This window comes from Allobosea thiooxidans, assembly GCF_900168195.1.
GTDB classification, from domain to species: Bacteria; Pseudomonadota; Alphaproteobacteria; order Rhizobiales; family Beijerinckiaceae; genus Allobosea; species Allobosea thiooxidans.
On sequence record NZ_FUYX01000005.1, the window covers coordinates 194,725 to 209,441 of the forward strand.

The 14,717-nt window shown below is 67.3% G+C and carries 15 protein-coding genes; 6 read left to right on the top strand and 9 right to left on the bottom strand.

Annotated features, from left to right (window positions below; all coding sequences use genetic code 11):
* Position 1: 1 nt before the first annotated feature.
* From B5Y19_RS11420 to B5Y19_RS11445, 6 genes are all read right to left on the bottom strand, one after another.
* Positions 2-298, bottom strand: a complete 297-nt coding sequence (locus B5Y19_RS11420) for a hypothetical protein (RefSeq protein ID WP_055727316.1) — start codon at positions 296-298, stop codon at positions 2-4.
* Positions 299-407: 109 nt separating this feature from the next.
* On the bottom strand, positions 408-1,031 hold the full coding sequence (locus B5Y19_RS11425; protein ID WP_055727315.1) for a TlpA family protein disulfide reductase: 624 nt from the start codon (positions 1,029-1,031) through the stop codon (positions 408-410).
* 86 nt (positions 1,032-1,117) lie between these two features.
* Entirely contained in the window at positions 1,118-2,422 is a 1,305-nt protein-coding gene (locus B5Y19_RS11430; RefSeq protein ID WP_055727314.1) for an FAD-binding oxidoreductase, read from the bottom strand.
* Positions 2,419-3,309, bottom strand: coding sequence for a UbiA family prenyltransferase (locus tag B5Y19_RS11435; protein ID WP_055727313.1), 891 nt, complete (start codon positions 3,307-3,309; stop codon positions 2,419-2,421). Before B5Y19_RS11435 ends, B5Y19_RS11430 begins: the two co-directional genes overlap by 4 nt.
* 219 nt (positions 3,310-3,528) lie before the next feature.
* Positions 3,529-4,413: a tellurite resistance TerB family protein gene (locus B5Y19_RS11440; RefSeq protein ID WP_055727312.1), complete on the bottom strand. Its 885-nt coding sequence runs from the start codon at positions 4,411-4,413 to the stop codon at positions 3,529-3,531.
* Between the two features lie 102 nt (positions 4,414-4,515).
* Positions 4,516-4,986: an Lrp/AsnC family transcriptional regulator gene (locus B5Y19_RS11445; RefSeq protein ID WP_055727311.1), complete on the bottom strand. Its 471-nt coding sequence runs from the start codon at positions 4,984-4,986 to the stop codon at positions 4,516-4,518.
* Between the two features lie 125 nt (positions 4,987-5,111).
* On the opposite strand from B5Y19_RS11445, the gene hppD reads away from it, so the two are divergent.
* A complete protein-coding gene (hppD, locus tag B5Y19_RS11450) occupies positions 5,112-6,245 on the top strand; it encodes a 4-hydroxyphenylpyruvate dioxygenase (protein WP_055727310.1) in 1,134 nt (377 codons plus the stop codon).
* A 149-nt stretch (positions 6,246-6,394) separates the two neighbouring features.
* Here hppD and B5Y19_RS11455 read toward each other — a convergent pair whose 3' ends face one another.
* From B5Y19_RS11455 to B5Y19_RS11465, 3 genes are all read right to left on the bottom strand, one after another.
* The gene (locus B5Y19_RS11455; protein WP_176168611.1) at positions 6,395-7,198 is read right to left on the bottom strand and encodes an AprI/Inh family metalloprotease inhibitor; all 804 of its coding nucleotides are present in this window, start codon (positions 7,196-7,198) and stop codon (positions 6,395-6,397) included.
* Positions 7,183-8,157, bottom strand: a complete 975-nt coding sequence (locus tag B5Y19_RS11460; protein ID WP_055727308.1) for a 2-hydroxyacid dehydrogenase — start codon at positions 8,155-8,157, stop codon at positions 7,183-7,185. The genes B5Y19_RS11455 and B5Y19_RS11460 overlap by 16 nt, the downstream gene beginning before the upstream one ends.
* A gap of 140 nt (positions 8,158-8,297) precedes the next feature.
* The gene (locus tag B5Y19_RS11465) at positions 8,298-9,074 is read right to left on the bottom strand and encodes a FadR/GntR family transcriptional regulator (protein WP_055727307.1); all 777 of its coding nucleotides are present in this window, start codon (positions 9,072-9,074) and stop codon (positions 8,298-8,300) included.
* Between the two features lie 240 nt (positions 9,075-9,314).
* On the opposite strand from B5Y19_RS11465, the gene B5Y19_RS11470 reads away from it, so the two are divergent.
* The 5 genes from B5Y19_RS11470 (at position 9,315) to B5Y19_RS11490 (ending at position 14,716) form a co-directional block, all read left to right on the top strand.
* A complete protein-coding gene (locus B5Y19_RS11470; RefSeq protein WP_055727306.1) occupies positions 9,315-10,382 on the top strand; it encodes an ABC transporter ATP-binding protein in 1,068 nt (355 codons plus the stop codon).
* Between the two features lie 112 nt (positions 10,383-10,494).
* Positions 10,495-11,799 carry an ABC transporter substrate-binding protein gene (locus B5Y19_RS11475; RefSeq protein WP_055727305.1) on the top strand — a complete coding sequence of 435 codons (1,305 nt, stop codon included), beginning with the start codon at positions 10,495-10,497 and terminating at the stop codon, positions 11,797-11,799.
* 66 nt (positions 11,800-11,865) lie between these two features.
* A complete protein-coding gene (locus B5Y19_RS11480; RefSeq protein WP_055727304.1) occupies positions 11,866-12,822 on the top strand; it encodes a carbohydrate ABC transporter permease in 957 nt (318 codons plus the stop codon).
* Positions 12,815-13,717, top strand: coding sequence for a carbohydrate ABC transporter permease (locus B5Y19_RS11485; protein ID WP_055727303.1), 903 nt, complete (start codon positions 12,815-12,817; stop codon positions 13,715-13,717). Before B5Y19_RS11480 ends, B5Y19_RS11485 begins: the two co-directional genes overlap by 8 nt.
* 93 nt (positions 13,718-13,810) lie before the next feature.
* Positions 13,811-14,716 carry an NAD(P)-dependent oxidoreductase gene (locus tag B5Y19_RS11490; protein ID WP_055727302.1) on the top strand — a complete coding sequence of 302 codons (906 nt, stop codon included), beginning with the start codon at positions 13,811-13,813 and terminating at the stop codon, positions 14,714-14,716.
* Position 14,717 lies beyond the last annotated feature (1 nt).

The following is a 14,717-nucleotide window of genomic DNA, read 5'->3' on the forward strand; positions in this document are numbered from 1 at the left end:
CTCAGTAGTAGCCGCAGACCCGGCGGTAGCCGATGACGTTGCCCCAGCGGTCGAAGCGCTCGACCAGGTCGCAGGAGCGGACGGGGGCAGGGGCGTCGTAGTAGCCGTAGCCATAGGCGGGGCGGGTGGCGCCGGCGATGATGGCGCCCGCAGCGATCGCGCCGACCACGCCGGCCCCGACGCCCCAGCCGTAACCATGACGCCAGCGCGGCCGCGCCTCGGCGCCGGAAGCGATGAAGGTGGTGGCCAGGGTCAGGGCCGCGAGGGTCGCGGTCACGGTCTTGCGGAACGTCGTCATGCTCGTCTCCCGACTGTTGCGAGAGCGAACGGTCCGCCCTCCATGCCCATTGGTCGCAGGCTGCGGCCCGCAGGTTCAAAGGCGGAGATTTTTTTTCGGATGCGGGGGCTCAGCCCGCTTTCGCGTAGAAACGCAGCAGCTCCAGCCCCGCAGGGCTGTTCCAATCCGCCTCTCCGACGAGGTAGCCGACGCTGCGCGCCTCGCGGTCGAGGACATAGGTCATCGGCATGCCATAGAGCGGGAAGGGGGTGGGTACGGCCGATTTCGGCCCGGAGGCGACGGCTCCCTCGGCATCGATGAAGCTCGTGAGGTCGGCAAGGCCCAGCCGCCTGAGATAACCCGTCACGGTCGACACGGACTTGTCGAGCGAGACCGGCAGGACGACGAAGGGCTCGCGTGCCGCTCTCGCCTGGAGGCGTTGCAGGATCGGCAATTCGCGCCGGCAGGGCGGGCACCAGCTCGCCCAGAAGTTCAGGAGAACCGCCTTGCCGCGATAGGCCGAGAGCGGCTTGCGCCTACCGGCAAGGTCGGTGAGCTGGAGCGTGCCGGCCGGCTCCGGCGGGTCGATCTGGATGAATTGCGAGCTCGGCCCGGAGAAGAGCGGCGGCTGCGCTGCCGCTGCCGGGGTGGCGGCGAGCGGCGAAAGCAGGCCAAGCGCAAGCGCCTCGCGGCGCGTCGGCTGGTGGGCGTCGTTCGATTGCGGTCGCGGTGCGTGATTCCTGAAACGGGTCATGGCCGGCACCTAGCAGCGGGGCTCGGTGATGTGGAGCCGCGGACCCGCACGGCTCACAGGGCTGTGATGACCTGCGGCGCGAAGCCTCACCCCGCCGTCACGCGCCGCCAGAAATTCGAGCAGAAGCCTTGGTCGACATGGCGGGCGAAGTCGCGCCAATGCGGGAAGGAGGCTTCGAAGGTCGCGGCCGGCATGCGCGCGTCCTTGTAGGGGTTCACCCGTCCGCCGGCGGCGATGGCGACGCGATCGAGCGCGGCGAGCAGGCTTTCGGTGCGCGCGCCGCGATTGGGGAAGTCGAGCGTCAGTGTCGCCCCGGGTATGGGGAAGGACATCAGCCCCGGGGAAGGCTTGTCGCCGAAGAGCTTCAGCACGGTCAGGAAGGAAGCCTCTCCCGCCGCGAGCGTGCGCTCCAGCATCTCGGTCACGGCGTCGCGCGCATGCGCCATCGGAACCACGCATTGGAACTGCCGCAGGCCCTTCGGCCCATAGGCGCGGTTCCAGTCGTGGATGCGGTCGAGCGGATAGAAGAAGGGCTGATAGGGAACGCGCCGTGCCTCGGGGTCGCGCGGCTGGCCGCTTCGATAGAGCCAGTTGAAGGCCCGCAAGGTCGTGCGGTTGATGAGCGGGACGGGCGGCTTCAGCGGGAAGGGCAGGCCGCGCCCGGCGCGCGGCGGCGGCGCGTTGGTGGCCGGGGCGTGATTGGCGCGGAAGAAGACGCCGCGGCCGAAGTCCCGGCCGCCGGCGAGCGCGTCGACCCAGGCGACGGTGTAGTCATGGGTCGCGTCGGATTCGGCGGCGATGGCGAAGAAGCGGTCGAGGCCGTCGAAATGCAGCACCTCCTGCTCCATCTCGGCCGAGGCGATCGGCATCAGCTGCAGGGTCACCTGGGTGACGAGGCCGGTCAGGCCGAAGCCGCCGATGGTCGCGGCGAAGAGCTCGGGGTTGAGGTCGGGCGCGCAGATCTGGCGCTGGCCGTCCGAGCGCATCAGCTCGAAGGCGCGGACATGGCGGCCGAAGGTGCCGGCGCGGTGATGGTTCTTGCCATGGACGTCGTTGGCGAGAGCGCCGCCGATGGTGACGAGGCTGGTGCCGGGCGTGACCGCGGGGAACCAGCCGGCCGGCACCGTGAGATCGAGCAGCCGGTCGAGCCTCAGCCCGGCGCCGCAGGTCAACAGCCCGGTCTCGCGATCGAAGAACAGGATCTCGTCGAGGCCGCGCATGTCGATCAGCGCGCCACCGTCGTTGAGGCAGGAATCGCCATAGGAGCGGCCGTTGCCATAGGCCAGGGCGGGGCGGCGATGGCGCGAGGGCGCCTCGATCCAGTCGCGCGCGTCGACGATCTCGCTGTCCCGGGCCCGGAGACCGCCCCAGGATCGGAAGTCCGGGGTCATGGAAGAACCGTCGCGGCGACCATGATCGTGGCCACCAGCAGGCCCATGAACTGGCTGCGCCAGTCGCGGATCATGAAGACGAGCGGATCGTCCGGCATTTGGCCGCGGCGCGCCAGGAACCAGATGCGGGCCATCTGGTAGAGGATGATGGGGCAGATCAGCCAGATCAGCTCGGGATGGCGGTAGAGCTGCTTCACATTGGCGCTGTCGACATAGAGCGCCATGATGAGGGCGCAGGTGCAACCCGAGGCCATGCCGAGCTGGGACAGGGCCTCCAGGTCCTCGGCATGGTACCCGCGCCCCGCATTCTTCAGGCCGGACTGATCCTGGGTCAGGCGCAGCTCGGCATAGCGCTTCACCAGCGCCAGGCTCAGGAACAGGAACATCGAGAAGGCGAGCAGCCAGGAGGAGGCCGGGATCGCGGCTGCGGCGCTGCCTGCCAGGATGCGCAGCGTGTGCATCGCGGCAAGGCCGAGCACATCGACCAGGAGCTTGCGCTTCAGCACCAGCAGATAGGCGATGGCCAGGAAGAGATAGGCCAGCAGCACGAGCAGGAAGTTTCGCGGCTGGGGCACGAGCAGCGCGGTCGAGAAGGCGGCGACGAGCAGCACCGGCACGGCGGCGTAGGCCTGTGCGGCGGTGATCTCGCCGGCGGCGAGCGGGCGCCGCCGTTTCGTCGGGTGGCGCCGGTCGGCCTCGACATCCTTGATGTCGTTGAGCAGGTAGACCGCCGAAGCGATCAGGCTGAAGGCGACGAAGGCGATGAGGCCGTGCCAGAGCGCCTCCGGATCGAAGACGTCGTGATTGAGCAGGATCGGGACGAAGACGAGGCCGTTCTTCAGCCAGTGATGTGGCCGCATCGCCTTGATGATCGCGGTCACAGACATCCCCGGCCTGACGCTCCTGCGGCATGCGTCGGCCGGCTACGGCGCGACGGCCGGCTGCTCCGGCGCGGGCGTTATCCGGCCGGAACTCCTAAGCGAGGGTGGATGCATCGGCGGAAAGGGTAACGATTCCAGCGCCATGCTTAACAGGCGGCTTCCGCGTTGCGCGAAACGAGGGCGGGCGGCACTTGCCGGCAAAGGGCCGCCCGGTGGTTGTACCGCTCAGACCTTCGCGGCGCTGGCGGCGGCGTCGATATTGGCGACGAGCTCGGCGTCGAGCCCGAGCGAGCCGGCGAGACCGGCCAGGAAGTCCTTCTCCGGGGCGGTGTCCGGATTGATGGCGATGCGCGCCGCCGTATAGATCTGCGTGGCGAGCTCGGGGCTTTCGGCCGCTTCGACGAGGGCGTCGATCGAGGCGGGCTGCGCCAGCTCCTTGGCCAGCCATTCATGGGCTTCCGTGTCGAGCCCCGCCTCCTGCAGGCCGCCGAGGATGGCGGCGCGTTCCTCTGCGTCGATATGGCCGTCGGCGGCGGCGGCGGCGATCATGGCGCGGATGAAGACGAGGGCGGTGGCTTCGCTCGCGGCCTGCGGCTCGAAGCCGGTTCCGGCCGGAGCGGGCAGGACCTGCTGCTGGCGGCTGTCGAGCAGCGGCTTTCCGGCCTGGTAGTTCTGATAGGCCTTGTAGGCGAGGCCGCCGATCAGGGCGAGGCCGCCGAGCTTGGCGGCCGAACCCGCGACGGAGCGGCCGGTCTTGGTGCCGAAGACCAGCGCGCCGAGGCCGCCGAGCACCGCGGTCGCCAGCGCCGGATTGCTGTTGAAGATGCCTTTCGCCTGCTCGATCAATTGGTCAGGCGTCCGGCCGCCGGTGACCTTGCCGAGGGCTTCGTTCGCGCCCTGCTGCACGCCGGTCTGCCGAGCGGCGTCGCCGACGCCCTGCGTCGCCTGGGTCAGGATCTGGCCGGCGAGCCCGCCGAGGCCGCCCGAGCGCTGCACCTGGTCGGCCAGTCCACCGAGCATGCCGCCCAATCCGCCCTGCTGGCCGGCCTGTGTTCCCGCCTGGCTGCCGGCGCTGATCAGGGCGTCGAGCAGCGATTTGGCATTGAACATGTCGGTTTCTCCTGTTGCGGCGGTTCGGCCGTTCCCTCTGGCCGGATTCGATCAGCCGCATGAAAACGGCGTGACGAAGGCGCAGTTTGCACAGGCGGCGCCTCAAGTCATCGGCAGCGGCAGCTGGCCGGGCTCCTTCAGCGTCTCGAGCGCGATCTCGGAACGGACGCGCGCCACGCTCTCATGGGGCATCAGGATCTCGTTGACGAGGCGGGCAAGCGCCTTGAGATCGCCGACGGCGACCTTCAGCAGATAGTCCGCCTCGCCGGTCAGGGCGTGGGCCTCGAGGATCGCCGGCGTCAGCCGCACGAGATCGCGGAAGCGGCGGGCATTGTCGCGCGAATGCGTATTGAGCGCGACATGGATGAAGACGATCACGCCGAGCCCGACGGCGGCGGGATCGAGGGCGGCGCGGTAGCCGCGGATGACGCCTTCCTGCTCCAACCTCTGCCGGCGGCGGGAAACCTGGCTTGCCGACAGCCCGACCTGATCGGCGAGCGCGGCATTGGTCAGCGAGGCATCGCGCTGCAGGGCGTCGAGGAGGCGCCAGTCGAGCGTGTCGAGTTGCGTCATGTCATGCGCGATTCAGCCCATATCCGCACGGATCATGCATCTCCCTGGCTATCCGAGGCAAGTTTGCACGCCATGTGCCGCCCGCCTGCGTGACGATGACGCAATACATAAAAGGAGGATCGTCCATGGGCCCGTTTCCGCATGACACTGCCCCGCCTGAGATTTCGGAGGCCAATCCGATGGGCACGGATGGCTTCGAGTTCGTCGAATATGCCCATCCCGAGCCCGAGAAGCTCGGTGCCCTGTTCGAGACGATGGGCTTCACCAAGGTCGCCCGCCATCGCTCGAAGCAGGTGACGCTCTACCGCCAGGGCGACGTCAATTTCGTCGTCAATGCCGAGCCGACTTCCTTCGCTCAGGCCTTCGCGGCCGAGCACGGCCCCTGCGCCTGTGCGATGGCCTTCCGCGTTGTCGACGCAAAGCATGCTTTCGAGCGGGCCGTGTCGCTCGGCGCCGAGCCCTATGAGAGCGCGATCGGGCCAGGCGAGCTCGCGATCCCGGCCGTGAAGGGCATCGGCGGATCGCTGCTCTATTTCGTCGACCGCTATGGCGAGAAGGGTTCGATCTGGGATGTCGATTTCGAATGGCTCGGCGAGCGAGACCCGCATCCCGAGCAGGCCGGGCTCTATTATCTCGACCACCTGACCCACAACGTCCATCGCGGACGCATGGATCATTGGGCGGACTGGTACGGCAAGCTGTTCAATTTCCGCGAGATCCGCTTCTTCAACATCGAGGGGAAGCTGACCGGCCTGATCTCGCGGGCGCTGACCTCGCCCTGCGGCAAGATCCGCATCCCGATCAACGAGTCGCTCGACGACAAGAGCCAGATCGAGGAATACCTGCGTCTGTACAAGGGCGAGGGCATCCAGCATGTGGCGATGGGCTCGCGCGACATCTATGCCAGCGTCGAGCAGCTGCGCCGCAACGGCCTGCCCTTCATGCCGTCGCCGCCGGACACCTACTACGAGAAGGTCAATGCCCGCGTACCGAATCACGGCGAACCGGTTGAGCGGCTCAAGGCCGACGGCATCCTGATCGACGGCGAAGGCGCGGTGGCGCTCGGCGAGAAGCAGGGGCGGATGAGCAAGGTGCTGCTGCAGATCTTCTCGGGCACCGTGCTCGGCCCGATCTTCTTCGAATTCATCGAGCGCAAGGGCGATGACGGCTTCGGCGAGGGCAATTTCCGGGCGCTGTTCGAGTCGATCGAGGAGGATCAGATCCGGCGCGGCGTGCTGAGCCCGGCTGCTGCCGAATAGGCGGCCAGACACCGTCCGCATCAGACGTCATGGCGAGCGAAGCGAAGCAATCCAGGGGAACGCAGAGCTCTGCCGCTCCTGGATTGCTTCGTCGCTGCGCTCCTCGCAATGACGGAGAGCGTTGATCGGGCGCGTCGAAGGGCGATCGCTCAGGGCGTGAGCTTGCGCATCAGCAGCGGCGCGCCGACCGCCGGGTCCTTGCGCCACTGGCCGTTCTCGAAGATCAGCTCGACGCCGTGGCCGCGGCGGGCGACCAAGGTCAACCGGCCACCGGCATAGCGCCAGCCGGCCGGGTCGAAAATGGTCAGGCCGGTATCGCGGCAGGCGCCCTCGAAAGCGGCCGTCGCCTCTCCGCCGGCAGGCGGCGGCGACAGCACGAGGCGGCAGGCCTCGCGGTCCTGCTGGCGCATCAGGACGTAGCGCCCCGGTAGCGTCGCGGCCGCCGGCGCCGTCGCGGGATCGACCGGAGTCGGCCGCTGCGCAGCGGTGGCCGCGGCTGCGGCGGCGCTTGGAGACCGTGTCGCGGCGACGCGCGGATGATCCTTCGAGACGAGCCGATAGGCCTTGCCGTCGCTGCCTTTTCCGTCCAGCCCGGTTTCGGGCGACCCCTTCTGGAAGCCGACCACTTCCTTGCCGCCGGCGTCGAGCAATTGCGGCTGGCCATTGGCGGCCAGCGTCCATCCGGTCGCCGTATCGATGATCGGCAGGGCGCGCCGGCAGGTGGCGGGAAAGCGGAGCTGACGGACATTGCCGGCAGCCTCGGCGCCGAGGGTGACGGTGCAGCTGCGCGCCGCGCCCGCCAGTTCGAGATCCCAGGCGCCGAGCCAGCGGCGGATCGCGTCCGGGGCCTTGTCGGCGCCGCGCGGGAGCGGCGCCGTCTGGCCGGCGGCCGGCAGGGTGCCGGCGCCGAGGAGGATGAGCGGCAGCAGCCGGCGGATCAGGCCTTTTTCCATGGGGTCTCCGACACGGGCGTCAGCGGCCCCTTGCCATCGAACCATGAAACCAGATTGTCGACCAGGAGCTGGCCCATCGCCTCGCGGGTATGGACCGAGGCCGAGCCGACATGGGGCAGCAGGACGGCGTGCTCGATTGCGATCAGCTCGGCCGGGACGCGCGGCTCATCCTCGAAGACGTCGAGGCCGGCGGAGAGGATGGTCTTGTCCTGCAGCGCCTTGATCAGCGCCTGCTCGTCGATGACGGTGCCGCGGCCGACATTGACGACGATGCCGTTCGGCCCGAGCGCCTTCAGCACCTCGGCGTTGATGATGTGGTGGGTCGAGGCGCCGCCCGGAGCGACCGAGATCAGCGTGTCGACATCGGCGGCCATCTCCACCAGCGAGGGATAGTAGCGATAGGCCACGTCCGGCTGGCGCGTGCGGCCGTGATAGACGACCGGCAGGCCGAAGGCTTCGATACGTTGCGCCACGGCCTTGCCGATGCGGCCGAGACCGACGATGCCGACCTTGCGCCCGCGCAGCGAGGTGGTGAGCGGGTAATTGCCCTTCAGCCACTTGCCTTCGCGCAGATAGCGATCGACCTGCGGCAGCTGGCGCACGGTGGAGATCAGCAGGCCTAGGGCGAGGTCGGCGACCTCGTCGGTCAGGACGTCGGGCGTATTGGTGACGACGAGGCCGCGCCGGCCGGCCTCGGCGGCATCGACATGGTCGTAGCCGACGCCGAAGCTCGAGACGACCTCGATCTTGGGCAGCGCGTCGAACAGCGCTCCGTCGACCCGGTTATGGCCGCCGCCGGCGGCGACGCCGCGGACGCGGCCGGAGACCTCACGCAGCAGGGCGGCGCGATCGGGCGCGTTCCACAGCTCGTGGACGGTGAAGCGGGCCTTGAGCTGGTCCGCGGCATAGGCCATCAGCGGGCCGGTCATGATGATTTCGGGCTTGGTCGAGGCTGTCATCGTGGCGCTGTCCGTCGGTCTGGGAGGAATGTTGATTCGCGGCTTCTGAATCGATTAAAATGAAACGACCTGCTTGGCACGGCCTTGAAGCCACGCCTTTGCATGAGCGGTATGACGCCCCGCACCGAGGTGTGGGGCGCTTATTTAGTATGCTTTATTCGCATGATTTTCCCTGTCTCGGTAGCGTAATGGGTGCCGAGCGAGGCGAGGGTGGTGTTCAGGCTGTCGATGACGAGCCCCGCCATTCGTGCCGAGGCGAGATCGCCGTCGCGGTCGATGATGGCGAGCAGCACGTGCTCGTGATCGGGCAGTGACTCGATATAGGCGACTTCGTCGCCGGTCTTCAGCAGCAGCGACCATTGCAGCGTGGCGATGACCGCGCTGGCGAGGCATTGCAGCGCGGCGTTCTGCGCAGCGCTGAAGATCGCCTCGTGGAAGGCCATGTCGGCGCGAATCGTCGCCTCGGCATAGGGCGCGCCGTCGGCCATGCCGCGATAGGCGGCCTCGATCCGGGCAATGTCGGCGGAGGTTCGGCGCTGCGCCGCCAGGCGCGCCGCGCTGGGCTCGACGAAGCGGCGCAACTCGAAGAGATCGCGGATGAATCGCTCGTTCGGGTCCGCTTCGAAATGCCAGGACAGGACGTCGGGATCGAGCAGGTTCCAGCGTTCCCGCGAGGCGGCGCGGGTGCCGCTCTTGGGGCGGGCTTCGACGAGCCCCTTGGCCGTCAGAATCTTGACCGCCTCGCGATAGGCGGTGCGCGAGACCGAAATCTCCGAGCGCAGATCGTCCTCGTTCGGCAGCAGCTCGCCGGCCTTGACGCGGCCGGTGATGATCGCGACCGCGAGCTTCTGCGCGACCTGGCCGAAGAGCCGGTCCGGATTGAGCGTCGTCGGCCGCGAGAAGTCGCGCACCCGCATCGCTTGTGTCCCTCCCTCGGGCGCTCCGCACCGGTGCCGGGCGGCGGCCGGACGCGGACCATGGCGGCGCTTGACACACCCGCTTCTATCGTATGACTTTATCGCAGACTGGAACGGACACAATCGCCCGCAGCCGGGGATGGCCCGTTTTCATCATTCGGTCACAAGAAACCGATTTGGGTCGCAGACGGCCTGCCCGGAGGGGCGGGGCGATGGGGAACGGAAAGCAGGGAAGACGGCATGGCCTCAGTCCAGATCGCCGATGTACGCAAGGCGTACGGGTCCACACAGGTCATCCACGGCGTCGACATCGACATCAATGACGGCGAATTCGTCATCCTGGTCGGCCCTTCGGGCTGCGGGAAGTCGACGCTGCTGCGCATGATCGCGGGGCTCGAGAACATCTCGGGCGGCGAGATCCGGATCGGCCCGAAGGTGGTGAACGACGTGCCCCCGAAGGAGCGCGACATCGCCATGGTCTTCCAGAACTATGCGCTCTACCCGCATATGACGGTGGCCGACAACATGGCCTTCTCGATGAAGCTCAGGAAGGCGCCGAAGAGCGAGATCGACGAGCGCGTCAGCAAGGCGGCGCAGATCCTCGGCCTCAACAACCTGCTGGAGCGCTATCCCCGCCAGCTTTCGGGCGGTCAGCGCCAGCGCGTCGCCATGGGCCGCGCCATCGTGCGCGATCCGCAGGTCTTCCTGTTCGACGAGCCGCTCTCCAACCTCGACGCCAAGCTGCGCGTGCAGATGCGTACCGAGATCAAGGAGCTGCACCAGCGGCTGAAGACCACGACGGTCTACGTCACGCACGACCAGATCGAGGCCATGACCATGGCCGACAAGATCGTCGTCATGCATGACGGCATCGTCGAGCAGATGGGCGCGCCGCTCGAGCTCTACGACCGGCCGAACAACCTCTTCGTCGCCGGCTTCATCGGCTCGCCCGCGATGAACATGCTCAAGGGCAAGATCACGGCGGCGGGCTTCGCGGCCGAGAATCCCAAGGGCGGCGCCGGCCTGGTTTGGCCGATCGGCAAGCTGCCGGCCGACAGCGACGGGAAGGCGGCGATCTACGGCATCCGCCCCGAGCACGTCCGGCTCGACCCGGAAGGCATCAAGGCCGAGGTGGTGGTGATCGAGCCGACCGGCTCGGAGACCCAGGTCGTCGTCCGCTGCGGCGGGCAGGACCTGACCTGCGTGTTCCGCGAGCGCATCACCGCCCTGCCGGGCGAGACGATCGGGATTTCGCCCGACACCGGCGTGACGCACCTCTTCGACGCGGCCACCGGCAAGCGTCTCTAAGGAATTCGCCGCCCGCAGGACGGGTGGCGGATGGCGGCTGTTCAACGCCCATAATCCACGCAGGACGGAAGTCCCATGCAGGCTTCCGCCGCGCCAACGGAGGAGACGGTTCATGAGCATTTCCAGAAGAGACGTGCTGATCGGCGGCGCAGGGCTCGCTGCGGGGGCCGCCCTGCCGCTCGCACCGGCCGTCGCGCAGGCCAATATCGAGAAGGGCGCGACGCTGCGCGTGCTGCGCCCGACGAAATTCGTCGATCCCGACCAAGCCATCTTCAACGAGAACACCGAGGCCTTCACCAAGGCGACGGGCGTGCCGGTCCGTGTCGACTATGCCGGCTGGGAGGATCTGCGCCCGCAGACGGCGGTCACGGCCAATACCGGCGCGGGCCCCGACATCGTCGTCGGCTGGGCCGATGACCCGCACATCTTCTCCGACAAGCTGATCGATCTCACGCCGATCGCCGAGGAACTCGGCAAGAAATACGGCGGCTGGTACCCGATCGCCGAGAAATACGGCAAGAAGGACAAGACCAACCAGTGGATCTCGATCCCGATGGGCGCCTCCGGCGCGCCGGCGGTCTATCGCGAATCCTGGGTCAAGGAGGCGGGTTTCGACACCTTCCCGAAGGATCTCGACGGCTTCCTCAAGCTCTGCCGCAAGCTCAAGGAACAGGGCCATCCCGCCGGCTTCGCGCTCGGCAATGCGGTCGGCGATGGCAACGCCTTCTGCAACTGGCTCGTCTGGACCCATGGCGGCTACATGGTCGACGAGAACAACAAGGTCGCGATCAACTCGAAGGAGACGATCGAGGCGCTGAAATACGCCAAGGCGCTCTACGAGACCTTCATCCCCGGCACGCTCTCCTGGCTCGACATCAGCAACAACAAGGCGCTGACGGCTGGTGAAATCGGCGTCACGCAGAACGGCGTCTCGCTCTATTTCTCGATCAAGAATTCGAAGGACGAGAAGACGGCCGCGATCGGCAAGGACCTGAACCACGCCACCATGCCGGTCGGCCCGTTCGGGCGCCCGTCGGAGCCGGCGCTGATCATCAACGCCATGGCGTTCAAGCACACGAAGTTCCCGAACGCCGCGAAGGAATATCTCCGCTTCATGATGGAGAAGGAGCAGTACGACAAGTGGCTGACCGGCTGCTACGGGTACTGGACCCAGCCGCTGAAGGGCTTCGCCGAGAGCAAGGTCTGGTCGAGCGATCCGAAGATCGTGGTCTATCGCGACACCTGGGAGCGGGCGCTCTGGAGCGGCTACAAGGGTGCGATCAACGAGGCCGCCGGCACGGTCAATGCCGAATACGTCGTCGTCCAGATGGTCGCCTCGGTCTGCGCCGGCCAGGCGACGCCTGAAGAGGCCGCGGCGGAAGCCGAACGCCGCGCCAAGCGCTACTATCGGACCTGACCCGCTTTTCCCGGCCGCCGTCCATGGTCGGCGGCCGGGAGTGCCGGTCCAAAATGCGAGCGCGCCATGGCCCTTGCCGCTGCCGAATCGCGAACCGCTTACAAGCTGGATCAGAGCTGGCTGGTGCGGCTGTTCGACAACAAGACCTTCCTCATCTGCATCTGCCTGTTTCCCGCGGCTGCCCTTCTGATCGTCTTCCTCAGCTATCCGCTGGGCTTGGGAATCTGGCTCGCCTTCACCGATACGCGCATCGGGCGGTCCGGCTATTTCATCGGCTTCGAGAACTTCGTGTCGCTCTGGCACGACAAGGTCTTCATCACCTCGGTCTGGAACACGCTGCTCTATACGAGCGTCGCGACTGTCGGGAAGTTCGCGCTCGGCCTGTGGCTGGCGCTGCTGCTCAACAACAACCTGCCGTTCAAGTCGCTGCTGCGCGCGCTGATCCTGGTGCCGTGGATCGTGCCGACGGTGCTGTCGGCGATCGCGTTCTGGTGGATCTACGACCCGCAGTTCTCGATCATCTCCTATGTGCTGGTCGACGTGCTCGGTTGGCGCGACACCTATATCGACTTCCTCGGTCAGCCCTGGCCGGCGCGCTGGTCGCTGATCGCCGCCAATATCTGGCGCGGCATCCCCTTCGTCGCGATCAGCCTGCTCGCGGGCCTGCAGACGATCTCGCCCTCGCTCTACGAGGCCGCGATGCTCGACGGCGCCAATGCCTGGCAGCGCTTCAAGCATGTCACGCTGCCGATGCTGATGCCGATCCTGGCGGTGGTGCTGACCTTTTCGGTGCTGTTCACCTTCACAGACTTCCAGCTGGTCTACGCCATCACCCGCGGCGGGCCGGTCAACGCCACGCATCTGATGGCGACGCTCGCCTTCCAGCGCGGCATTCCCGGCGGGCAGCTCGGCGAGGGCGCGGCGATCGCGGTGGCGATGATCCCGTTCCTCGTGATGGCGACGCTGTTCAGCTATTTCGGGCTCGCCCGGCGCAAGTGGCAGCAGGGGGAAGACAATGACTGATCAGACCCTCAGCCAGCGGCCGCATCTGACGGACAAGGAAAGCACCGGCGTCATCGACTGGTCCTCGGGACCGCGCCGCTTCATCATGCTCTACCTGCCGTTGTCGATCTTCGTCTTCATCCTGCTGTTCCCGTTCTACTGGATGGCGATCACCGCCATCAAACCGAACGCGGAACTGCTCGACTACAAGAACAACAACCCGTTCTGGGTGAAGTCGCCGACGCTCGAGAACATCAACAAGCTGCTGTTCCACACCGATTATCCGCAGTGGCTCTGGACCACGATGATGGTCGCGGTGGTGGCGACGGCGCTCTCGCTCTTCGCCAGCGTGCTCGCCGCCTATGCGATCCAGCGGCTGAAGTTCAGGGGCTCGCAATATGTGGGCCTGGCGATCTATCTCGCCTATCTGGTGCCGCCCTCGATCCTGTTCATCCCGATGGCGACGCTCATCTTCCAGCTCGGCCTGTTCGACTCGCCGATGTCGCTGATCCTGACCTACCCGACCTTCCTGATCCCGTTCTGCACCTGGCTCCTGATCGGCTATTTCAAGTCGATTCCCTACGAGCTCGAGGAATGCGCCATGATCGACGGCGCGACCAGGCTGCAGACGCTCTGGAAGATCACGCTGCCGCTGGCGATGCCCGGGCTGATCTCTGCCGGCATCTTCGCCTTCACCCTGTCCTGGAACGAGTTCATCTACGCGCTCGCCTTCATCCAGTCGGCCGAGAAGAAGACGGTGCCGGTGGCGGTGCTGACGCAGCTCGTCGAGGGCGACGTCTATCACTGGGGCTCGCTGATGGCGGGTGCGCTGCTCGGTTCGATTCCCGTGGCGATCCTCTATTCCTTCTTCGTCGACTACTACGTCGCCTCGCTGACCGGCGCGGTGAAGGAATAGCCGGCTTCGGCGCCGGCCCGCGCGCGGCCGGCTCCCTTCCATCGCGGGCATGGCGCGAGCCGTGCCCGCTTGCGTTCCGAGAGTGCCATTCCGATGTCCGCCAGACCGATCTCCACCATCGCCTTCGTCGGGCTCGGCGCCATGGGCGCGCCGATGGCCGAGAACCTGGTCCGCAAGCAGTTCCGCGTCACGGGTTTCGACATGCGCGCGGCGGCGCGCGACGCACTCGTTGCAGCCGGCGGACACGCGGCTGCGAGTGCAAAGGAGGCGGCGGCGGGCGCCGAGGCGCTGGTGCTGATGGTCGTCAACGCCGCGCAGGCGCGCTCCGTGCTGTTCGACGCCGGGGCGTTGGACGCTTTGGCACCGGGCGCGACCGTGATCCTGATGGCGACCTGCCCGCCGGGCGAGGCTGAGGCGATCGCGGCCGAGGTCACGAAGACCGGCCGTCACTTCATCGATGCGCCAGTCTCGGGCGGCGTCAACGGTGCTCGCAACGCGACGCTGACCATCATGGTCGGTGCGCCCAATGACAGCTTCGCGCGGGCCAAGCCCGTGCTCGATGCGCTCGGCGACAAGGTCTTCCATGTCGGCGAGAAGGCCGGGCAGGGCGCGACGGTGAAGACCGTCAACCAGCTGCTCTGCGGCGTCCATATCGCGGTCGCGGCCGAGGCGCTCTCGCTCGCCGAGAAGGCTGGCATCGACGGGCGGTTGCTGTTCGAGATCATGGGCGGCTCGGCCGCCTCGTCCTGGATGCTCCGGGATCGCGGGCCGCGCATGCATGAGCCCGATCCGGCGGTGGCCAGCGCGGTCGACATCTTCGTCAAGGATCTCGGCATCGTGCTCGACGCCGGCCGGGCGGCGAAGGCGGCCCTGCCGCTGGCGGCGGCGGCGCATCAGATGTTCCTCGCATCGTCGGGGCTCGGCCATGGCGGGCGCGACGATTCGCAGGTGGTCAGGGCCTATCGCGCGCTGAATGCGAAGCCTGCCGACGATGCCTGAG